Source organism: Campylobacter concisus (genome assembly GCF_003049085.1).
Lineage (GTDB): Bacteria > Campylobacterota > Campylobacteria > Campylobacterales > Campylobacteraceae > Campylobacter_A > Campylobacter_A concisus_H.
In genome coordinates this window covers 109,600-129,275 of record NZ_PIQX01000005.1, presented here as the reverse complement: position 1 = coordinate 129,275, position 19,676 = coordinate 109,600, and the positions used below count along the sequence as shown (strand labels likewise).

At 35.8% G+C, this 19,676-nt stretch carries 25 protein-coding genes; 3 read left to right on the top strand and 22 right to left on the bottom strand.

Annotated elements, in window-relative coordinates; all coding sequences use genetic code 11:
- Window positions 1-44: 44 nt before the first annotated feature.
- The 18 genes from CVT13_RS07415 to CVT13_RS07330 all read right to left on the bottom strand — a co-directional run bounded on the left by CVT13_RS07415 (window position 45) and on the right by CVT13_RS07330 (window position 12,267).
- Window positions 45-689, bottom strand: coding sequence for an ABC transporter ATP-binding protein (locus CVT13_RS07415; protein WP_107793314.1), 645 nt, complete (start codon window positions 687-689; stop codon window positions 45-47).
- Window positions 689-1,753 (bottom strand): translation elongation factor Ts, encoded by a 1,065-nt coding sequence (tsf, locus tag CVT13_RS07410; protein ID WP_107812119.1) that lies wholly within the window; start codon window positions 1,751-1,753, stop codon window positions 689-691. Before tsf ends, CVT13_RS07415 begins: the two co-directional genes overlap by 1 nt.
- The gene (rpsB, locus tag CVT13_RS07405) at window positions 1,753-2,541 is read right to left on the bottom strand and encodes a 30S ribosomal protein S2 (RefSeq protein ID WP_002941277.1); all 789 of its coding nucleotides are present in this window, start codon (window positions 2,539-2,541) and stop codon (window positions 1,753-1,755) included. The genes tsf and rpsB overlap by 1 nt, the downstream gene beginning before the upstream one ends.
- A gap of 145 nt (window positions 2,542-2,686) precedes the next feature.
- Window positions 2,687-2,902 (bottom strand): acetyltransferase, encoded by a 216-nt coding sequence (locus tag CVT13_RS07400; protein ID WP_107812118.1) that lies wholly within the window; start codon window positions 2,900-2,902, stop codon window positions 2,687-2,689.
- A 76-nt stretch (window positions 2,903-2,978) separates the two neighbouring features.
- On the bottom strand, window positions 2,979-3,128 hold the full coding sequence (locus CVT13_RS07395) for a hypothetical protein (protein ID WP_159071111.1): 150 nt from the start codon (window positions 3,126-3,128) through the stop codon (window positions 2,979-2,981).
- 22 nt (window positions 3,129-3,150) lie between these two features.
- Window positions 3,151-3,756, bottom strand: a complete 606-nt coding sequence (locus tag CVT13_RS07390) for a DUF4198 domain-containing protein (protein WP_107812116.1) — start codon at window positions 3,754-3,756, stop codon at window positions 3,151-3,153.
- 155 nt (window positions 3,757-3,911) lie between these two features.
- On the bottom strand, window positions 3,912-4,643 hold the full coding sequence (gene pgeF, locus CVT13_RS07385) for a peptidoglycan editing factor PgeF (RefSeq protein WP_107812115.1): 732 nt from the start codon (window positions 4,641-4,643) through the stop codon (window positions 3,912-3,914).
- Between the two features lie 9 nt (window positions 4,644-4,652).
- Window positions 4,653-5,267 carry a riboflavin synthase gene (locus tag CVT13_RS07380; protein ID WP_107812114.1) on the bottom strand — a complete coding sequence of 205 codons (615 nt, stop codon included), beginning with the start codon at window positions 5,265-5,267 and terminating at the stop codon, window positions 4,653-4,655.
- 168 nt (window positions 5,268-5,435) lie between these two features.
- The gene (locus CVT13_RS07375; protein WP_107812113.1) at window positions 5,436-5,888 is read right to left on the bottom strand and encodes an alpha/beta fold hydrolase; all 453 of its coding nucleotides are present in this window, start codon (window positions 5,886-5,888) and stop codon (window positions 5,436-5,438) included.
- A gap of 46 nt (window positions 5,889-5,934) precedes the next feature.
- Window positions 5,935-6,201 (bottom strand): hypothetical protein, encoded by a 267-nt coding sequence (locus CVT13_RS07370; RefSeq protein ID WP_159071110.1) that lies wholly within the window; start codon window positions 6,199-6,201, stop codon window positions 5,935-5,937.
- Window positions 6,202-6,265: 64 nt separating this feature from the next.
- A complete protein-coding gene (locus CVT13_RS07365) occupies window positions 6,266-7,117 on the bottom strand; it encodes a YwqG family protein (RefSeq protein WP_107812111.1) in 852 nt (283 codons plus the stop codon).
- Between the two features lie 10 nt (window positions 7,118-7,127).
- Window positions 7,128-7,982, bottom strand: a complete 855-nt coding sequence (locus CVT13_RS07360) for a CbrC family protein (protein WP_107812110.1) — start codon at window positions 7,980-7,982, stop codon at window positions 7,128-7,130.
- 191 nt (window positions 7,983-8,173) lie between these two features.
- Complete coding sequence (gene accA / locus CVT13_RS07355) at window positions 8,174-9,109, bottom strand: acetyl-CoA carboxylase carboxyl transferase subunit alpha (protein WP_107812109.1); 936 nt, start codon at window positions 9,107-9,109, stop codon at window positions 8,174-8,176.
- A 1-nt stretch (window position 9,110) separates the two neighbouring features.
- Window positions 9,111-10,322 carry a beta-ketoacyl-ACP synthase II gene (locus CVT13_RS07350; protein ID WP_107812108.1) on the bottom strand — a complete coding sequence of 404 codons (1,212 nt, stop codon included), beginning with the start codon at window positions 10,320-10,322 and terminating at the stop codon, window positions 9,111-9,113.
- Between the two features lie 33 nt (window positions 10,323-10,355).
- Window positions 10,356-10,589, bottom strand: a complete 234-nt coding sequence (acpP, locus tag CVT13_RS07345) for an acyl carrier protein (RefSeq protein ID WP_021091725.1) — start codon at window positions 10,587-10,589, stop codon at window positions 10,356-10,358.
- Window positions 10,590-10,677: 88 nt separating this feature from the next.
- A complete protein-coding gene (fabG, locus tag CVT13_RS07340) occupies window positions 10,678-11,421 on the bottom strand; it encodes a 3-oxoacyl-ACP reductase FabG (protein WP_021083753.1) in 744 nt (247 codons plus the stop codon).
- Window positions 11,422-11,478: 57 nt separating this feature from the next.
- Entirely contained in the window at window positions 11,479-11,898 is a 420-nt protein-coding gene (locus tag CVT13_RS07335; protein WP_107812107.1) for a pyridoxamine 5'-phosphate oxidase family protein, read from the bottom strand.
- Window positions 11,899-12,267, bottom strand: coding sequence for an L-arabinose ABC transporter (locus tag CVT13_RS07330; RefSeq protein WP_199907285.1), 369 nt, complete (start codon window positions 12,265-12,267; stop codon window positions 11,899-11,901).
- Window positions 12,268-12,351: 84 nt separating this feature from the next.
- Here CVT13_RS07330 and CVT13_RS07325 point away from each other — a divergent pair, with 84 nt between their 5' ends.
- Entirely contained in the window at window positions 12,352-12,873 is a 522-nt protein-coding gene (locus CVT13_RS07325) for an ATP/GTP-binding protein (protein ID WP_107812106.1), read from the top strand.
- Between the two features lie 18 nt (window positions 12,874-12,891).
- Here CVT13_RS07325 and CVT13_RS07320 read toward each other — a convergent pair whose 3' ends face one another.
- Together CVT13_RS07320 and CVT13_RS07315 are read right to left on the bottom strand one after the other, a co-directional pair.
- On the bottom strand, window positions 12,892-13,632 hold the full coding sequence (locus tag CVT13_RS07320; protein ID WP_107812105.1) for an EI24 domain-containing protein: 741 nt from the start codon (window positions 13,630-13,632) through the stop codon (window positions 12,892-12,894).
- A complete protein-coding gene (locus CVT13_RS07315; protein ID WP_107812104.1) occupies window positions 13,629-14,324 on the bottom strand; it encodes a dUTP diphosphatase in 696 nt (231 codons plus the stop codon). Before CVT13_RS07315 ends, CVT13_RS07320 begins: the two co-directional genes overlap by 4 nt.
- A 129-nt stretch (window positions 14,325-14,453) precedes the next feature.
- On the opposite strand from CVT13_RS07315, the gene CVT13_RS07310 reads away from it, so the two are divergent.
- Window positions 14,454-14,642: a hypothetical protein gene (locus tag CVT13_RS07310; RefSeq protein ID WP_021091806.1), complete on the top strand. Its 189-nt coding sequence runs from the start codon at window positions 14,454-14,456 to the stop codon at window positions 14,640-14,642.
- Here the strand turns inward: CVT13_RS07310 and CVT13_RS07305 are convergent.
- Window positions 14,639-16,843, bottom strand: coding sequence for a GGDEF domain-containing protein (locus CVT13_RS07305; protein ID WP_234411998.1), 2,205 nt, complete (start codon window positions 16,841-16,843; stop codon window positions 14,639-14,641). The genes CVT13_RS07310 and CVT13_RS07305 overlap by 4 nt on opposite strands.
- A 241-nt stretch (window positions 16,844-17,084) precedes the next feature.
- Here CVT13_RS07305 and CVT13_RS07300 point away from each other — a divergent pair, with 241 nt between their 5' ends.
- Window positions 17,085-17,624, top strand: coding sequence for a hypothetical protein (locus CVT13_RS07300; RefSeq protein WP_107812102.1), 540 nt, complete (start codon window positions 17,085-17,087; stop codon window positions 17,622-17,624).
- Here CVT13_RS07300 and CVT13_RS07295 read toward each other — a convergent pair.
- Window positions 17,617-19,299 carry a putative bifunctional diguanylate cyclase/phosphodiesterase gene (locus tag CVT13_RS07295; protein WP_234411997.1) on the bottom strand — a complete coding sequence of 561 codons (1,683 nt, stop codon included), beginning with the start codon at window positions 19,297-19,299 and terminating at the stop codon, window positions 17,617-17,619. The two genes, CVT13_RS07300 and CVT13_RS07295, sit on opposite strands and share 8 nt — an antisense overlap.
- Window positions 19,300-19,676: the final 377 nt, after the last annotated feature.

Sequence of the window (19,676 nt, the reverse complement as noted above, 5' to 3'; positions counted from 1 at the left end):
CAAACATACTAAAAGACAAAATAGTAAATTTTAATCTTCAAAATTTAAAAAATCTGTATAAGTTCTTTGTTTTCAAGCTTATATGAGTTGTCGCATTTAGCTGCTAGATCGTTGTCGTGAGTTACTAGAACAAGGGCAGCGTTATTTTCATTTATATAGTCAAATAAAACTTGCATCACTTCATTTGCTGTTTGCTTATCAAGGTTGCCCGTTGGCTCGTCTGCAAAGATGATCTTTGGCTTTTTGGTAAGCACTCTAGCAATACTAACACGTTGCTGCTGACCACCGCTTAGCTCACCAACTTTTTGATTTATCACATTTAAAATTTTAAGCGACTCAAGCTCTTTTTCTTCTATTTTTTCGCCAGATAAGATACTTGCGAGCTCGATATTTTCATAAGCGCTAAAACCTTTAAAAAGATAGTGCGACTGAAAAATAATACCAAAATGAAGCCTTCTAATAGCCAAAAGCTCGTTTTGAGAAAGCTCATAGATCGATCTACCTTGGTAGATGACCTCGCCAAAATTTGGTTTTAAAAGTGTTGAAAGTATGTGTAAAAGCGTTGATTTACCACAACCGCTAACACCGGTTATAGCGATGCTTTGTTTTTGATTGAGAGTTAAATTTATATTATTAAAGAGCGTATAATCATACGCAAAGCCTAGATTAGACGCTCTTAAAATTTCCATTAGCCTATTTGAGCAGCAACTTCTGCAGCAAAGTCATCTACTTTTTTCTCTAAGCCTTCGCCAAGCTCAAAACGAACGTATTTCACGATCTCGATCTTACCGCCAAGCTCTTTGCTTTTATCTTCGATAACTTGTTCGATAGTCTTTTTATCGTCCATTACATAAAACTGACCTAAAAGAGTGAGGCGTTGGTCAAGCACTGTGTTGTCAGCGTAAAATCTCTCGATCTTACCAGGGATGATCTTGTCCCAAATTTTCTCAGGTTTGCCCTCAGCTTTTAGCTCTTCTTCGATCGCTTTTGTAGCTTTTGCAAGCTCAGCCTCACCTATCTGGCAGCGGCTAGCATACTCAGGGATGTGGTGAAGTGGTTTGCCTAGGCGTTTTAGCTCTTCATTATCTTTTTCAAGTTCAGCGCGAAGTGCGATAAATTCTTTTTCAACAAACTCTTTGTCAAGGTCTTTGTAGCTTATAACACTTGGCTTCATAGCAGCTGCGTGCATACATAAATTTCTTATAAATTCAGCTGCTTTGTTTGCAACTTCAGCACTTTCGCAAGCTGCACCGATAAGTACGCCAACGCGGCCATTTGAGTGAACATAGCCATTTACCACGCTCTTATCGTCAGCACTAATAGTCTCAAAGCGGCGAACTACAAGGTTTTCACCGATAGTTGCGATCTGAGTTTTGAAGTATTCTTCAAATTTAACATCGTTTAAAGTGCTTGTATTTAGCTCTTCAACTGTTTTTATGCTACTTGATTGGATGTGAGCTGTTGTATCTTTTGCAAGTGCTTGAAACTGTGGGTTTCTAGCAACGAAGTCAGTCTCAGAGTTGATCTCACTGATAGTTGCTTTTTTGCATTTTGAGCAAACTTCAACACTTATTAAGCCCTCACTTGCAAGACGGTCAGCCTTTTTAGCAGCTTGACCAAGACCCTTTTCACGAAGGATATCAACGGCTTTTTCCATATCGCCATTTGCTTCGCTAAGCGCCTTTTTGCAGTCCATCATACCAGCTCCAGTTGATTCACGGAGCTCTTTTACCATTTGTGCAGTTATTTCCATTACTCTTCGTCCTCGCCAAAGTCTTCTTCACTCATAGCCTCAGCTACAACTGCGTCTTTCTCATCTTGGCTTACTTCTTCGCCAGCAGCTTGCTCGCCACCATCTTGCTCAAGAAGTGATTTACCTTCGTTGATAGCTTCAGCCATCTCTTGGCAGAAAAGCTGAACAGAGCGAATCGCATCGTCGTTTCCTGGGATCGGATAATCAACAACATCAGGATCGCAGTTTGTATCAATAGGTGCTACAACTGGAATTTTTAAACGATTTGCTTCCTGAACAGCGATCTTTTCTTTAACTGTATCAACAACAAATATCATATCAGGTAGGCTTTTCATATTGCGGATACCGCCAAGAGTCGCGATAAGTTTCTCTTTTTTGCGGCGAAGCATCAATGCCTCTTTTTTAGTTAGTAAATTTATCGAACCATCTTCTTCCATAGTTTCGATGACTTCTAGTTTGCGGATAGATTGGCGGATGGTACCAAAGTTTGTCATCATACCACCTAACCAGCGGTGATTTACATAAGGCATTCCACATTTTTCAGCATACTCTTTTATAGCGTCGATAGCTTGTTTTTTAGTGCCTACAAATAGCACTGACTTGCCTTCAGCAGCTGCGTCACGAACGATGTTGTAAGTGTAGCGGAAGTAGCGGATAGTCTTTTGTAGATCTATAATATAGATACCTTTTCTCTCGCCAAAGATAAATTTTTTCATCTTTGGATTCCAGCGGCGTGTTTGGTGACCAAAATGTACGCCACACTCTAATAAATCTCTCATAGTTACCATGAGTTTCTCCTTGTTTTAGGCATTTTGCCTTGAATTTAGTTTTATCCTCCACGACCATTAATGCTTTCGCACAACCAAATTTAGGATTGTCGTGTGTGAAATAAAGGGGGATTATACTTAAAATAATATGAATTTAAACTAAAGTTTATTTACTTAATTGTGAGTCTTCTTCGATTTTTATTAACTTAGCAAAAATTTCTGCCATTGCTTGCCTTTGTTCGGATGAAATTTCAAGCTTCTTAACATTTAAAAGAATGCTTACAAACTCCTCGTTTTGTAGCGTTTCTATGCCAAATTTTCTTGCGTTTGTAGTGATTTTTAGCACAAGAGGATTTTTTGATTTAAAGTTTTCGTAAGGCATTCTTTCTCTACTTTCAAAATTATAAAGCAATTATAAAAATTTATAATAAATTCGAACTCAAATTTATATCAAACTTTTATTCTTTTATCTCAAAACTAAGCGTCGTTTTTAACGTCTCTTTGTCACACTTCGCAGCGTCTGGATAAGGTCTTTCATAAATAACTTCAAATACCCAAAATCCTGGCTTTAGAGCTAACGCTTCAGTTATGCCTTGCTCATCTGTCATACCGTAAAATGCGTGCTTATGTCTAAAATCCAGCAAAAGTACCAGTTAGTTTAGCTCGCTTTAACGGCTTTCCATCAGTAAAAACCTGCAATTTAAAAGGCTTATCCACTCTAAAATCCGCTGGGTTTTGTAGCGGTACGATCTCGATTTTAACTCCAATAGGTTTAGTTACGAAGTCGTCTGTTTTACCTAAATTTAAGACTCTCTTAGATGTTATTGTCATCAGCCGGCAAATCTGTATATCGCTTAGATCCTTTAGATCAAGCTTAGTTGTGTCTATTAGCCACTTGCCATCACTACGCTTTTTAAGCGAATACATAGGATTTTGCTGTGCTAGTAAGATATATGTGCCTTTGTCTAATCTTTCGCCCTCGTAGCGGTAGTTCTCGCCACTTTGTGTAAGCTTCTTTTTGCTACCATCTTTACTTATTACAGTAATTGGCGCAAAAAGATGGACGCGTTCGGCCATAATAGGCTCTAGCTTTGGAAAATCGTCGCTATAACCCATGTTTGCGATAAATTTTCCTAGCTTTTCATCATTAGCTCCATCTACCCAAAACATGTGTGCTTGCGCCATATAAAAGGCTCCTGTTAACATAATGGCAGTCAAAATTTTACCTATTTGCATGATTTTCCTTGTTGTTCTTTTTGAGATTTGATGTCAAATTGTAGCTAAAAATTATTATATTTAGCCATTTTTTAGATCAAATTAAATATCAAAACGTTCAATACAATTTAGCTGGCAAATTTTAACAGGCAAGCAATGAAGCTAAAGATTTACTTCTATCTTTTACTATTTACCGATGTGGCTCTATTCATCACAAATCCGCAAAAACGCCCGGTCCTACTCTGTTTGCGGTATGAGAATAATTCATCTCTCTCAAAAGTGCAACGAGGATCTATTGATATTTGCTCTACTCCAAGCTTAGCAAATTCGTCTAATAAAGCTGCGTTTATATCAAATTTTCCATCATTTTTATATCGGTTAAATTCACCAAGATCTAGCTTGCCTACTTCGTAGTTTTGCACTTTGATATTTGCGCCTATAAATACGCGTAAATTACTAGTGCGGCAACCAAACTCACTCGTCATTAGCCCCACTGCATTTGTACAAATTTTACTAGTAACACCTGCGCGTCCCGCATGCACAGCTGCGACTACGCCAAGATGTTCATCTATTATCAAAACAGGCGCACAGTCAGCGACTAAGACGCAAAGCGCCACACCTTTTAATGATGTTATCACACCATCACATGGAGATAGATCATCGTTAAAATCTTGCAAAATTCCCACTTTATTTGAGTGGATTTGGCTCATAAATTTTAAATTAACAGGCATAATGCCAAGCGCCGTTGCTAAAATTTCACGATTTTGTGCGACCTTTAGCGGATCATCGCCAACATGATCTGCTAAATTTAAGCTCTCAAAAGCACCCTCGCTTACACCGCCAAATCTATTTGTAAAGCCAGCTAATACGCCATTTTTATCAAAGACTATCTCTAAATTTTCACGCATTTTATCAACCTAATAAAGGCTAGAAATTCGCTCGACATCGTCCCAGCTAAGGCCACTATCTTGCTTGCAAAAAAGCTGCCTAGCTACGTATCGAGCCAAAAGATCACTTTCGATATTTACGCGTCTGCCGACCTTGAAAGTGCTAAAAAGACTATCTTTAAATGTGATAGGTATGATGGTAAGCCTTATGCCCTTTGGCAAAATTTCATTTATGGTTAGGCTCACTCCCTCGACGCCCACCGAGCCCTTGTTTGCCATCAGAGCCATCGCCTCACGTGGCAGGTCGATATAAAAATCAACCCCATTCTCATTCTTTTTGATATTTGAAATTTTACCGATAAAATCGATGTGTCCTTGCATCAAATGCCCATCTACTCGGTCTCCTAGCTTCATCGCTGGCTCGATATGCACTCTTTCTTTTAAATTTTCAACCGCGATATTTGCCCTACTCTCTGCGCTTAGCTCCACACTAAAGCCATCATCATATAGTTTGGTCACACTTAAGCAAGCGCCATTTACTGCGATGCTATCGCCTAAATTTGGACGAAAATTTGCCTTTAGCCTTAAAATATTTTGTGAATAACTAACAACCTGTGCTATCTCACGGATCAAGCCATTAAACATATTTTGCCTTTAAATTTTTTAAGGATTTTACTAAATTTTGCCTAAATTTGGGCATTTATGAACTTAATTATTTTAAAAAAGAAAAGATAAATTTAAAGCTCTGATGGATAAAAGTGCTAGCAAAATTTAGCCTCAAGCCACTCATTTAACGTGGCTCGTTTTATAAATTTAAATCAAATTTGCAATCTCAATGAGCCAATTTGCTAGCTCTTTTGGCTTTGCAATCATCGAAAGATGTCCGCTATCAAGCTCTTTTATCTTTGCATTTATCTGCTTTGCAAAACGCTGCTGCACCTCATACGCCAAGGCGTGGTCGTTTTTAGTTAAAAGATAAAAAGATGGCTTTTCATGCCAAGCAGCCGTGCCTATCTTATCGCTAAATGCAGCTGCATTCATAGGCGTTTGAAGCGCTGCTAAAACGCGGCTTTGCTTTGCCGGCAGGTCATTTGCCATCACATCCGCAAGCGCCTCAGCTGGCAAAAATATCTGGCCATTTACATCTGGACTAAGACCTTTCATCGGCGCATTTTGCCGCTCAAGCGCCTCAGCAGCGCACTCGATATTATCGGGCAGGGTGGCTAAGAGATAGACAGGTGTAGCGACCTTTTCGTGAGTGCCCAACTAGCAGACTCTTACCCTGAGCCCTCTAAAGTATGTGCTTAAGCCTCTAAGCGTCTGCTACAAGTGAAGTTGGCGGGTTTTGCACGGCAACGGCGTTAATACCAGCTTCTTGCAAGTGGCGGATCACCTCAGCGTAGCAAGAACCATCGGCAAACGCGCCATGAGCTAAAACGATATTTTTAATCATCTTTTTTAAATTTGTTTGGTTTTGACCTTTTGTGGGCGATGTGTGAGCAAAAGTAGGCAAAATGGCACTTGCTGCAAGCAAAGCAGTCGTAGTAAGAAAGTGCCTGCGCGATGAAATTTTAGGCATAAATCCCTTTAAAGTGTTTGCCAATGATACAAAAAATACAAGCGATCTTAATAAATTTTTGTAATTAACTTGTTTGCAAAATTAGCCACGTCTTGCTAAAATCTCGTGCTACCAGATCATCCCTCTTTATCCACAGATAAACTTTGCCTTCTCCGTCCCAGTCCATGTCGCCCTCATCATCACTATCTATCTGTAAAAGCAGTTGCCACTGGGCAGAATTTTTCTCAAATTCCGCTATTCTTGGGTGGTGATAAGCGCTACCATCACCACAGCTAAGTCCATTTGCAACCAGCTCACACTCTAGCTCCATGCCATCTTGGACATTATCGGAGTGTCCAAGGAGCTTATTTTCTTTAGCCTGCCAGCTTGGCTCAATAACCTCATGATAAGCCTCCCACTCAGCCTCACTAATTTTACTAAATGGCACAATCGAGCTTTGTAAATTTGGCAAATTTATCTCATTTTCAAAGCTAAGCAAGCGTACGTTAAACGTAGAATTTTCTCCCTCTAAGCTCTCCACTCTCCTACGAGAAAGCAGTCCATTATTTACATCAGAAAAGATCACTGCAAAGCCATTTTTATCGGCAGGATCATAGCCCCAAATACGCAAATTTCTATCATAAAAGAGATAGAGCATTCCGCTTTTTGGCAATAGTGAGTCAATGTCAAATTTGCTAGCTTCAGCAAAATTTATCTGTGCCACAAAACTCAAAGCGCCGTTTTCATTTGAAGGCCATGATAAACCATCTGGCAGATCTGGCGAGCCGCCAAATTTAGACGCTCCAACGGCGATATCATCGTCATTTTTAGCTTGCACATCTATCCTTATGGCATTTCTTGCTAGTGGCGATAAAAGTTTAAAAAGTTCATCCAGCCCACGTTCTTTACAACCTTTAGAAATTTTTATAATATCCATATTTTCCTCTTTAACAAGCATCAACGTATATATGATACTTCTTACAATGCAAACAACGAAACAAATATCCAGCAATATCGCCAGCTTTAACAAGATGTTCGCGTAGCATTTTATCGTCGTATTCGGCTCTTTTTGTGTAGTCCTCAAAGACCTCGTCTACTATGCCCATTTCTTCGAGCTCTTTTGTACCAACATCACCTAAAAATTCGCAATAATCATCACAACAAGCTATCCAATGCTCGCCCTGCCAGCTCTCGTAGCCAGGGGTTCTTCTAAAGAGTTCGTCATCCTTTTTAGCATCACTTGTAGTTAGTTTGTCAGCATCTTGCACAAATGTAGCGTCAAATTTCTTAGCAGCCTTACCACTAGAAATACAAGTAGGACAAAGACACGAAATATCTTGCTCGCAATAAATGCTGCCGCTATAATAAACTTCAGTATCTTTGCCACAACACTCACACACTATGTTCATATCATCTTTAAATGCGCCAGTTTTTAAAGGATTGGGATGGTAGATAAATTTTGGTAACGTGATAGCTTTATCTTTTTGAGCCAAAATTTGGCCTCTACTTTTTGGGCGAGGCAGTGCCCGTTTATCATTTTCGTCAATGAATTGCACTAGATAGCCAAGTGTCTTTAGCTGTTTTTTATCACTTTTGTCATATATTTTTAAAAGTAAGTCGTAAGCACTCTTTCTCATAGATAAAAGCTGATAAACATCGACCAAAACATACTTTGCGCAAACGTCATCACAATTTTCCAACTCTTCTTTAAACTCATAGAGTGCCTCAATACTAGAAGCATTGCCATTATTTTTATAATATTCTTTTGAAAGAGTGATATATTTTTCTTGAAATTTATCCATTAATACTCTTTATATGGATTTGATATTAACAATTTTAGTGTTTAAATCTTAAAGATATAAAAGCTAGTATAAAAATTATGGCTGTTAAAGCGATTAAATTTATATTGATTTTAAATATTTTTAGTATTTTAGTAGATGATGCCACAAACAAATTTGATAAGTATTCTTATAAAATTGTTGTGACTATAAATTTATTCTTCAAATGCTCCGATAGAGAGAATTTTTTCTATTCTTTTTGCTACAAGATCATTTATATCAAGCTTTTCAAGCTCAGCTAGCTCTGAGACAAAATAATTTGCAAGTGCTTTTGCAGCACCATCTTTATCTCTATGGGCTCCATTTATCGGCTCATCTATAACAGCATCAATCAGTGATAGACTTTTTAAATCATCAGCTGTTATTTTCATAGATTTTGTAGCTTGTTCTTGTTTAGCTGGGTCATTCCAAAGTATTGCAGCACAGCCTTCTGGTGAAATAACCGAAAACACAGAATTTTTCATCATAGCAAGTCTATCAGCCACGCCTATAGCTAAAGCGCCACCACTTCCACCTTCACCAATAACAACAGCAATTATTGGAGTTTTTAAATTTGCAAACTCAAATAAATTTCTAGCTATAGCCTCACTTTGTCCTCGCTCTTCAGCTCCAACACCTGGATATGCGCCTGGAGTGTCTATGAGAAATAAAATAGGTAAATTAAATTTTTCAGCCATTTTTGCAACTCTAAGAGCTTTGCGATAACCCTCAGGATGAGGCATACCAAAATTTCTTCTTAACTTATTTTTAGTACCACGGCCCTTTTGCTCGCCTATAACAATAGTCTTTTTACCTCCGATATAGCCAATGTAGCAAACTATCGCTGGATCATCTCTAAAAGCTCTATCTCCATGAATCTCATATCCATCAATCAAAAACGCATTGATATAATCAATAGAATATGGTCTATCTGGATGACGAGCAAGCTGCAAACGTTGATATTCGTTTAAATTTTTATATACTTTTGATATCTCTTTGGATAAATTCTTATTTAAAATTTCAACAGCATGTTCATCGCCTCTGATCTTAGCATTTGCTATATCTTCATCAATTTGCTTTATGCTTTTTTCAAAATCTAAATAATTTGACATCTTAATCCAACTTTTTAAATATTACGACGCCGTTTGTTCCACCAAAGCCAAATGAGTTGCTCATAACAGCTTTTATATCAGCTTTTCTAGCTTTATTTGGAACGTAGTCTAGATCGCACTCTGAATCAGGAGTCTCGTAGTTTATTGTTGGAGGGATAATACCGTCTCTCATTGCCATTATAGATATAACAGCCTCAATCGCACCAGCACCACCTAGACAGTGTCCAGTTTGACCTTTTGTTGAGCTAACTGGTGGACATTTGTCACCAAAAACCGCTTTTAGTGCCGCAGTCTCATTCTTATCATTTACAGGTGTTGAAGTACCGTGCGCATTTACATAATCTATCTTTAAACCTTTTGCCATATCAAGTGCTTGTTTCATCGCACTTAATGGACCTTCAAGTGTTGGTGATGTGATATGGTGTGCATCTCCGCTCTCACCAAATCCAACTACTTCAGCGTAAATTTTAGCACCTCTTGCAACAGCCGACTCATACTCTTCAAGTACAAGCGCACCGGCTCCTTCACCCATTACAAAACCATCACGATTTGCGTCAAATGGCCTTGACGCCTTACTTGGTTCATCATTTCTAGTTGATAGTGCTTTCATTGCTGCAAAGCCACCTATACCTACACCACAAATAGTAGACTCAGCACCGATAACTAGCATATTTGTAGCTTGACCAATCATAATGCATTTTGCAGCTTGCGATATCGCATGAGTGCTTGCTGCACATGCTGTTACGCTAGACAAATTTGGACCCTTAAGTCCGTGATTTATAGAAACTATGCCACCTAGCATATTTACAAGTGCAGATGGGATGAAAAATGGCGAAATTCTCTTTACGCCTTTTTCAAAGTATGTAATTGAATTTTTTTCAATATTTGGCAAACCACCTATGCCAGCTGCCGAGCTAACGCCAAATTTATGAGCATCAAACTCTTTAAAATTCGCATCAGCCATAGCTTCATTAGATGCTTTTATGCCAAGCTGTATGAAACGATCTACTTTTTTCACCTCTTTGCCGTCTAAAATGCTATTTGGATCAAAATCAGTTATCTCGGCAGCAATTTTAACAGGAAAGTCACTTACATCAAAGCTTGTGATCTCTTTCACACCTGTTTTACCCTCGCAAATAGCCTTAAAAGAGCTCTCTTTGTCAAGACCAAGTGCGTTTATCATGCCTATACCAGTTACAACGACTCGTTTCAATACATCTCCTTAAATCAAACTGTGTAAATTTAATTACTTACCTAGTTTTTCTATATAATTTACAACGTCTTGAATGCTTATTAATTTCTCTGCTTCGCTATCAGGAATTTCTACTTCAAATTTCTCTTCTAAAGCCATAACTAGCTCTACAACGTCAAGTGAATCAGCGCCTAAATCCTCAATGATTTTAGACTCTAATTTTACTGCTTGTGGATCTACACTTAGTTGCTCTACAACTACGTCTCTTACGTCTTCAAATACTGCCATTTTAAGGTCTCCTTATAAAAAATGTCTGTTATCTTATAATATTTACGCTTTTATTTATTTTAAATTTCAAAACTTGTCTGAAATTTACCTACATATAAAGTCCGCCATTTATTTTAAGTGTCTCACCAGTCACGTAACTTGCGTGATCGCTTAGTAAAAATGCAACAGCCTCAGCTACTTCACTAGCACTGCCGAAACGTTTTAACGGGATATTATCGCTATAAGTTTTTTTCACCTCATCACTTAGTCCATGCGTCATATCAGTCTCGATAAAGCCCGGAGTTACGCTGTTAAAGCGTATATTTCTGCTTGCACCCTCTTTTGCAAAGCTTTTGCTCATGGCGATTAGTCCGCCCTTGCTAGCTGAATAGTTTACCTGCCCTGCATTTCCCATCTCACCAACGATAGATGCGACGTTTACGACCGCTCCAAAGCGCTTTTTACTCATCACTTTCAAAGCCTCTCTACATCCTATGAAAGCTGAAGTTAAATTTGCATTTATCACATCTGTAAATTCGCTAGTTTTCATGCGAAGTGCTAGTTTGTCATTTGTGATACCAGCGTTATTTACAAGGTAGCTTAGCTCGCCGTCGCTATCGACTATCAAATTTATACCTTTTATAAACTCATCTTCGTCTGTTGCATCAAATTTTATCACCGCAGCCTTGCCGCCATTTTGCTCGATCTCAGCCTGTAAAGCGTCTGCTATCTCAGGCTTTGAGCGGTAGTTTATCCACACTTTTAAGCCCATATTTGCAAGTGTCTTTGCGATCTGTGCGCCGATACCTCTGCTTGCACCTGTTATTAGCACGTTTTTTCCGCTAAATTTCATAGATTCTCCTTATTTTTTCTAATTTTTCAACGATTGTAGCTTATATAAGCTTAACGTCTAAATTTTATCGCTTCTTTCCCATTTTATCTTCTTGCCAAAACCAAGAATATTACTTGTAAATTTTAGTTTTTCAAGATTTATACACCAAATTTTTGGATCCATTGCTTTTGCATAAAAAAATCTTTCGAAATAAATTTCTATTTCATTTTCTTTGGCCTCTCTCATCACTCCTTGAAACTGTACGCCCTCTATCTTGCCAACGATCTTTGTATCAAGAGCGACCGTGCCAGCAACAAGCTTTGAGTTTTTTAAAAATTTAACATGTGAGCTCTCATCAGAGCTAGCTAACAAAAGGCTAAAATTTAGCTCATCAAAGGCGTAAAATGCGCTAAAAGCGTAAGGCTGACCCTCGTCATCAATGGCGCAGACACTTGCGAGATGCATCTTTTTTAGAAATTTAACTATCCTCTCATCCATCTAAATTCCCCTAAAAATATCAAGAATGGTTTGAAATTTAAAGATGACTATGGCGATTATTAGCACCCAAAGCGTAAAAATAATAAGCTCTACTAAAGTAAATTTATCTTTTGCAACTTTTTTAAAAACAAGCATCGCTAAAAATGCTCCTAAAAAGCCACCAATTAGCGAAAAATAGTGAATCGCATTTACTTTTACAAAGCTTGGTAAAAGCCCTTTAAAAAATAGTGAAAACATAAAAATGGCAAGTAAATTTGCAAGTATTAAGTAGTAACCAACGACCGGTAAAACTGGGTAGAGCCTAGCAAAGCCAAAGCTTGAAACAGTGATAAGCATAAGCAAAAAGATCCTAGTGCCAAAACAACACATCGCCCGTCCTTTTTTGACGCATTTTACAAAATTTTGCTTTATGAAATTAAAAATTTGCCGATTTAGCCTCAAAAGGATTTAAAAATGCAAACAAATTTTTACTCTCAAGGAAGCTACAACAACATGAGCTTTTCGATGAAAACTAGCTCAGGCGATGAGATAAGCTTTTCGATGTATGACAACAAAAGTTTGGAGTTTTCAAGCCAGAAAAATGGTACTTCAAGCCAAAGAAGCCTTACTCTCACGCACGAATACGGCTATGAGTTTTTATATAAAGGAAACGGCATAGACGAGCAAGATATGAAAGAGATCGAAGAGGCGATGAAGCAAATTCGCCCACAAGTTGATGAATTTATGAAAAACGTCAAAGAGGGCGACAAGATCGCTGGTAGCAGCCAAAGCATAAGTGATCTTTCAAACAAGATCAAGCAAATGTTGCCTACCGCAAAAGATCTAAATCACAAAAATTTTATAAATGACAATATGCTAAAGATGTTTGACGAGCTTCTGGCTAAAAATGATGCAAACAAAAATCTACTAAGTGCCACAAAAAGGCTATTTGACACATTACTTGATGAGAGCAACAAAGTATCTTACTATGCTTAAATTTAGGGCCTTCTGGCTCTAAATTTTTACAAGTGCTTCTTTCCCAAAAAAGAGGTGCGACAAGACTATTACAAAGTAAAGCTGAAAAAAGAGTCCCACAAGCGGCACAAGCGATATTAGATAAAACAAAAGTGTAAAAATTATAAATTTTATCCCACCACCTTCAAGCAGTGCTAGCTCAAATTTATCACTATCAAGAGTGTTTGAGCCAACGTCTATCAGTAAAAGTTTGTAATAGATATAAAAAAATGGCACGTTTATGATGAAAAAATTTAAGACTGGTACAAATAAAAGCGGTAGGCAAACGAGCAATATCCCAAGAAATTTCATGATCTCAATCATCATCACCTTTAGCACTCTAGCCGTGCTAACCTCGTTTTTAAGCACGTAGTTGTAGTGCCTTTTGTTTATCTCTTTAGCCACAACCGGCGTTAAAAAGCCAGCTACGATTAGGGCAATCACGATACTAATGATGATCGTTAAAAAGGTGCTCAGAATATAAAAAAGTATACTAACTATCCACTTAGTAGCACTAAAACTTAAAATTTTAATAGCGATAAAAGAGAGTGCCGAGTTTGTCTCTAAAAAGGCAAAATTTTCGTTTTTAGCGCTATCATTTAAAAGGTCAAATATCTCACCACCGCCCCAAATCGTAAGCCACGCAAGACTAAAAATGCTAAGACAAAGTGGCAAGATGGATAGCGCTATAAATTTGGCTGTAAAAAAATCTTTAAAGCCAAGGCGAAGAAGGTTTATCATTTCACCTTTTTATATTCAAGCTCAAGTGCGGCGTAAATTTCATCGATCTTGCTAATGCCATTTGACAAAATTTCACTTATTACTTCATTATCTTCGCGTCCGTTCCAATTTTTTTTATAGCTGCCTTCTTTGTAGCCATTATTTTGACGGAAGCGATTTAGTACATTTTTGGCGATGTAGCACTCATAAAGTGAGTATAAATTTACGCCACATTTTAAAGACATAGAGAAGTAAATTTTTAAAATATCAAATATATCGTAGTCAAACCCGCTGCACTCATGTATGAGCATTTCAACGTCATTCATTATCTCATAAATGCTCTCGTCTTCGATCCTTAATGGCTCTTTGCAAAACTCACTAAATCCGCTTGATTGGCAAATATCATCAGCTAAAGTTTCTATATCTCCAAGCTGTTTTGATTTATAAATTTGCAAAGCTAGACTCATTATAAAGTGCCAAATATCAACAACTTCTATGCGTAAATTTTGCTCATCAGTCTTTGCATCGATGCTCTTCCAGTGTTTCCATGCAAAGCTATCGATTAGCTCAGCACACTCCATATATATGCAGCGCCTCCAGCTGATTAATTTATTTTTATTAGTATAACCATTTTCCCAGCCAAGCCCATTTGTCTCATCATTTAGACTTTGCTGCATCTTTAACATCTCTAAAATAATCGTTCTTTCATTCATTTTAGGCCTTTTAAAATTTTAAAGGATTATAACAAAAAATTATTAAATGCCACGAGGCAAGCTTGACTTAAATCATTTTATGTATAAAATTTAGGAGCTAAAATAAGCAAAAATTTCAAAGGAGAAAAAATGAGAGAAAAAGATCTAGTGGTTTGCAATGTTTGCGGACTAAAAAGCAGCGATGATACAAATGCGGTTTTTATCCACGCTCATAAAAATGGCGAAGAAGTTGATATCTGCACCAGTTGTGTTCCAAGCGTAATCCATGGTTCAGGCATGGTTGTAAAATCAAACGAAGAGATAAAGGCTGAAATTTAAACTTTAGCTATCATTTGAGGATCTTGCCTTACAAGGTCTTCAAATTCTTCTGCACTCATAGGACGAGATAAGAAAAGTCCTTGCACTTCATTACAATCAAGCTCTTTTAAGAAATGAATATCTTCTTCTTTTTCTACGCCTTTTGCGCCAACTTTTATCTTCATTGCCTTTGCTAAATCGATAATTGCAGATACGATTTGTGCATCTATTTTGCTATTTGATGCTTGAGCAACAAATTCACTTGCTATTTTTATACGCTTAACACCGTACTTTCTAATATAAATAAATGAAGTATATCCAGAGCCAAAATTATCTATGCAAACGTCTATATTATTTTCTTTAAGAATAGAAAAAATTTTATCAAGCGTTTTAGAATTATTTGTCCATATTTCTTCGCCAAATTCTATTTCAAAAAGCTCTGGATTTATATGATGCGAACGTAAGCTAGAAACAAAGTCTAAAACAAATTTTTCTGATTTACTTTGAATCTGTGCAACATTTATACTTATTTTTGGTATCAAGAGTTTTTCTTTTTGCCATCTATCTACATACTCTATGGTCTTTGAAACTAAAAGCGAGCAAATATCGTTTAAAATATTGCTATTTACATTTACCTCTTTCATAAATTTGCTTGCTTCCATCAAGCCAAATTTTTCTGATTTCCAATATAAAAAAACCTCTGCGTAGATCATTTTTTCGATTTTTAGATCAAATATTGGTTGAAAATACACATGAAGGTCTTCTTGCAAATTAGCTTTTTTAAGCGCGATCTCGATGCTTGAGCTTAAGTGCATTTCATTGCTAATTTTATCGCTATAAACCATAGGATTTAAAGCTGGATTTTTCTTGGCGTAATACATTGCCATATCTGCATTTTTTATAATATTTCTTGGATTTGCCGTACTATTTTTTGTTGCTACATCTATGCCTATTATGCACTTAAGCCCAAAGTGATATCTATCTATTTGAATTGGCTTTTCAATAGCATCTTTTAAGGCAATACCAAGATTTAAGCGTTTTGTATGACTATTTATCTCCATTTTTGCTAGTACGATAAATTCGTCCGCACTAATCCTTGCTATGGCTTCTTGTCTATTGCAAACTTCAAGTATCCTTTTTGCAACTAATTTTAAAATTCTATCACCTATTTCATGTCCGTAAGATGTATTTATACTTTTAAAACGGCTTAAATTTATATAATAAACTGCGATTTCCTCATCTTCAGAGATACTTTTGCACATTCTTTCAAGCTCATTTACTATAAAATTTCTATTGCCAAGGTCTGTTAGATAGTCTTTCTCAGACATATCTTGAAGTCTTAAATTTGCGAGCATAAGTTCATTGGTCCGCTCATGCATCGACTTTTCCATCTCTCTATGAAGATTTCTCTCATAATCTAATATTTTTCTACTTGCAATAGAGCTTTTAACATAGTAATTAACAATAGCATTTACAACTAAAACAAAAAGTGAGATGAGCGCACTAAAAGATGTTAGATCTTCTTGTAATAGCAAAGGTAAAACTATTATTATTGGTAGCCATTTTGATCCTATTGAGATATCTTTATCGGTATTTGTAACATACTCATTTTTAGCTTTTAAATGAAAAGCTCCTATCATCAAGAAGAAGAAAGGAACGATATATAAAAAATCTATTTTATGGCCAAAATTTACATTTGAGATCTGACTATAAAAAATAAATAAATTTAGCATCGTAAATAAAATGCTAGCCGATATAAGGTAAAAGCCACTAATTTTTATATGAAGCAAACTGCTTGTAAAAATCTCACTTAAAGTAATAAAAAGTATAAGAAAATTTATGGCTACAATAGAGAGAAAAACGATATTTGATCTATTATTTATCATCGATAAGATATCTACTTCATCAAAAATACCATATATTAAAATTACTATTAAAAAAAAGACACTTATGCTATCCATAATGATGGCTAGCTTTTCTTGGCTGGCTGCAAATTTTGAATACAAAAATATACTAACGCCAGCTAAAATAGATATCATCGGCAACATAAAAAACACATCAAGATATGCATAAGAACTATGAGCCCGCAATAGTATATCTTGATTTAACACCATTAATGCATCACAAATAGACCATAAAAAAACACCAAAACATATTGCAAGCCAATGCGTTATTTTGGTTTTTACTTTATCCATTGAAGTATAAATGCCAAAAGTTATCATAAAGAAACTAAGCAAAATAGAAATTTTTCCAATTAGATTATAGTCTAGTAAAGATGCTAATAGTGCAAATACGAATAGCACTACAACTGCAATTAAAATCCATTTTCGCATACCAGTTATAGATGATTTTGATATTAAAAAAATAGTGTCCCTCTCCTAAGAAATAGTCCAAATTATACAAAAATTGACTTTGCTTTTGGTTATAATTTCCCAAAAATTTTAAAATTCACAAAGGTATCTTATGAAGTGCAATATCGTCATAAATGGACAAAATTTAATAGATTATAAATCTTTTATCTTATTTTTCTCAAAGGCGGCAAGAAAGCAGTATTTTATAAACACTTTTATGATATTTACTGAAGCCATCATAGCTGGTTTTGTTGCTGATATGCTATTAAAAAGTAAAATTTTTACTGTTATCGGAGCCATTTTTGCTATATTTTGGATCATTTTTTATCCTATTTTTTTAAAAAGAAGTCGCATAGCTGCATTAAAGAGAATTGAAATTTCAGACGTTCAAAAGCAAATGAATTTTGAAGTAAATGAGAAATTTCTGGCTTACTATGAAGGCGAACCCAAAGAAAATGAAAAATTTGACCTAAATAAAGTTAGTGAAATTTATGAGCTAAAAAATATCTTTATCATTTTTTTAGAAGAAAAAATTCATCTAATAATCCCAAAAGATGAAACTAGCTCAAAAATGATAAATGAGCTGGCCAAACTTTGCTATAAAGATATTTTGAAATTTGAAAATTTTAGCGCAAAGAGCGTGCTTAAATAGCACTTATTATAAGCTTTTCAAAATCCTCTACACTCATTGGCTTGCCCCAAAGATACCCTTGCACCTCATCGCATCCAAGCTCTCTTAAAATTTCAAGCTGAGTTTCATCTTCGACGCCTTCAGCAATAGTCTTTAACTCCACATTTTTAGCTAAAGCTATAACGCTTTTTACTACGTCTTTATCTATATCATTTTTAGCAATATTATCTATCAGCTCTTTAGCGATCTTTAGGCGACTCATAGGATATTTTTTGATGTAACTCATCGATGAAAAACCTGTACCAAAATCATCTATAGAGATGCAAATTCCTCTATTTGAAAGCTCAGATAACACACTTTGCATCATCTCTTCTGCATTGACAAGGCTGGCCTCAGTGATCTCAATATCTACACAAGATGGATCGATGCCGTATCTATCTATATAGCTTAAAAATTTAGATGCAAAATTTATATTATCAATCTGTTTTGGTGAGATATTTATGCCTATTTTTAGGTTTGTATTATATTTCTCATTCCAAAAGGCCATTTGTTTTATAGCGTTTTTTGCTACCCATTTTCCTATCGCATTGATAATAGAGCTTTGTTCGGCTATTGGAATAAATTTTGATTGATCTACCGGACCTTTTATAGGAGAGTTCCACCTAACAAGAGCCTCTGCTCCTACTATTTTTTTACCTTCTATTAGATACTGGGGCTGAAATTTTAGCTCAAATTCTTCATCAAAGCTTATGCTATTTAGCAATATTTCTATATAGTTTCTATCCTGAATCATACTTTTTATATCACTATAAAAAACATACTTTTCAGATGCATCTTTCTTTGCTGCTTCTAGTGCTGCTTCTGATTGCATGATAAAATCATCAGCCAAAATTTCACTGGTTTGTGTCGAGCTAATCCCTATTTTCGCATCAAGTACAATTTTATAATCATCTATAACTATTGGCTCTGAAATAGCTTTTAGTAGATAGCGTAAAAATTCCCTGCAATGTACATTTTCATTTTGCTTGACAACAACGATAAAGTCATCTCCGCCAGACCTTGCAAATAAAGAATCATTTGGTGGCAATATTGACTCAATATTTGAAGCAAACTTTGCTATTACATCATCGCCGATATAGTGCCCATATGAGTCATTTATCGCTTTAAAATGGTTTATGTCAATACTATAAATATCTATCTTTTCGCCAAGTGCCTTTGACTTTATCATCTCTTCAAGCCTTGCGATAAAATACTGGCGATTTAGAGCATTCGTTAGATAATCATATTTACTGATCCTTTGTAGGTGCCTATTTGTCTCTTCAAGCTCTTTTACTTTACTTTCTATCTGATTATTTAACACTTTTTTGATATGTATTTCACGTTTAATTAAAATATCCATCTTTCTAACGTTAGAAAATGTATAAGATAATGCCCCGTATGCAAGCAAAGTAACTAAAATAGAAAATAACCATGTCAAATTTATCTTCCAAGAGTACAAGATCATAATTGTCAAAAATGCGGCAAAAACAAATAGCTTTTGTATTAAAATTTTATCAAAATCGTTTCTGAGTGCCCTAAATTTTAGATTTGCCTCGCCCTCTCTTAAATGAAGCGCAGCAACAAACAACATAAAAAATGAACTCTTAAATACAATGTCGTATCCAAAAAAGGATATTTCATCTATCCAAAAATCCATTGTAGTGGTAAAAACATCATAAGTGCTTATTGCAATAAGCGCTATCAAGCATAAAAGTATAGATAGCCTTCTTTTTGAAAATCTGAGTGAAAAAAATGCAATAAATGAAGTACAAAACATAAATAAATCTATGGCAATGTAACTTAGATTAAAAAAATCTTTTTGACTTAAGACTTGAGTTAAATTTCTATTAAAAATCATAAACCACATAAAGCTAAAATATATTGCGGAAATAGAAACTGAGTCCACAAATACTTGCATTAAAAATAAATTTTTCAAATTTTTAATCAAAATATAAAAAGCAGAAAATGCAAACATAAAATATGAGACTACGTATGAGATTTGTATAAAATTGACTTTAGAAAGAAATTGTTTAA

Excerpts from the sequence above, each read along its gene's own strand:
- CVT13_RS07400 (WP_107812118.1), bottom strand. The coding sequence starts at position 2,902 with ATGCCTTACGAAAACTTTAAATCAAAAAATCCTCTTGTGCTAAAAATC.
- acpP (WP_021091725.1), bottom strand. The coding sequence starts at position 10,589 with ATGGCAGTATTTGAAGACGTAAGAGACGTAGTTGTAGAGCAACTAAGT.
- CVT13_RS07300 (WP_107812102.1), top strand. The coding sequence starts at position 17,085 with ATGAAGTGCAATATCGTCATAAATGGACAAAATTTAATAGATTATAAA.
- tsf (WP_107812119.1), bottom strand. The coding sequence starts at position 1,753 with ATGGAAATAACTGCACAAATGGTAAAAGAGCTCCGTGAATCAACTGGA.
- CVT13_RS07415 (WP_107793314.1), bottom strand. The coding sequence starts at position 689 with ATGGAAATTTTAAGAGCGTCTAATCTAGGCTTTGCGTATGATTATACG.
- CVT13_RS07335 (WP_107812107.1), bottom strand. The coding sequence starts at position 11,898 with ATGGATGAGAGGATAGTTAAATTTCTAAAAAAGATGCATCTCGCAAGT.
- CVT13_RS07370 (WP_159071110.1), bottom strand. The coding sequence starts at position 6,201 with ATGCCTAAAATTTCATCGCGCAGGCACTTTCTTACTACGACTGCTTTG.
- CVT13_RS07330 (WP_199907285.1), bottom strand. The coding sequence starts at position 12,267 with ATGTGTTGTTTTGGCACTAGGATCTTTTTGCTTATGCTTATCACTGTT.
- CVT13_RS07310 (WP_021091806.1), top strand. The coding sequence starts at position 14,454 with ATGAGAGAAAAAGATCTAGTGGTTTGCAATGTTTGCGGACTAAAAAGC.
- accA (WP_107812109.1), bottom strand. The coding sequence starts at position 9,109 with ATGTCAAATTATTTAGATTTTGAAAAAAGCATAAAGCAAATTGATGAA.
- CVT13_RS07380 (WP_107812114.1), bottom strand. The coding sequence starts at position 5,267 with ATGTTTAATGGCTTGATCCGTGAGATAGCACAGGTTGTTAGTTATTCA.
- rpsB (WP_002941277.1), bottom strand. The coding sequence starts at position 2,541 with ATGGTAACTATGAGAGATTTATTAGAGTGTGGCGTACATTTTGGTCAC.
- CVT13_RS07365 (WP_107812111.1), bottom strand. The coding sequence starts at position 7,117 with ATGGATATTATAAAAATTTCTAAAGGTTGTAAAGAACGTGGGCTGGAT.
- CVT13_RS07295 (WP_234411997.1), bottom strand. The coding sequence starts at position 19,299 with ATGGATTTTTGGATAGATGAAATATCCTTTTTTGGATACGACATTGTA.
- CVT13_RS07325 (WP_107812106.1), top strand. The coding sequence starts at position 12,352 with ATGCAAACAAATTTTTACTCTCAAGGAAGCTACAACAACATGAGCTTT.
- CVT13_RS07315 (WP_107812104.1), bottom strand. The coding sequence starts at position 14,324 with ATGAATGAAAGAACGATTATTTTAGAGATGTTAAAGATGCAGCAAAGT.
- CVT13_RS07390 (WP_107812116.1), bottom strand. The coding sequence starts at position 3,756 with ATGCAAATAGGTAAAATTTTGACTGCCATTATGTTAACAGGAGCCTTT.
- CVT13_RS07360 (WP_107812110.1), bottom strand. The coding sequence starts at position 7,982 with ATGGATAAATTTCAAGAAAAATATATCACTCTTTCAAAAGAATATTAT.
- CVT13_RS07305 (WP_234411998.1), bottom strand. The coding sequence starts at position 16,843 with ATGATAACTTTTGGCATTTATACTTCAATGGATAAAGTAAAAACCAAA.
- CVT13_RS07320 (WP_107812105.1), bottom strand. The coding sequence starts at position 13,632 with ATGATAAACCTTCTTCGCCTTGGCTTTAAAGATTTTTTTACAGCCAAA.
- CVT13_RS07395 (WP_159071111.1), bottom strand. The coding sequence starts at position 3,128 with ATGACAGATGAGCAAGGCATAACTGAAGCGTTAGCTCTAAAGCCAGGA.
- pgeF (WP_107812115.1), bottom strand. The coding sequence starts at position 4,643 with ATGCGTGAAAATTTAGAGATAGTCTTTGATAAAAATGGCGTATTAGCT.
- fabG (WP_021083753.1), bottom strand. The coding sequence starts at position 11,421 with ATGAAATTTAGCGGAAAAAACGTGCTAATAACAGGTGCAAGCAGAGGT.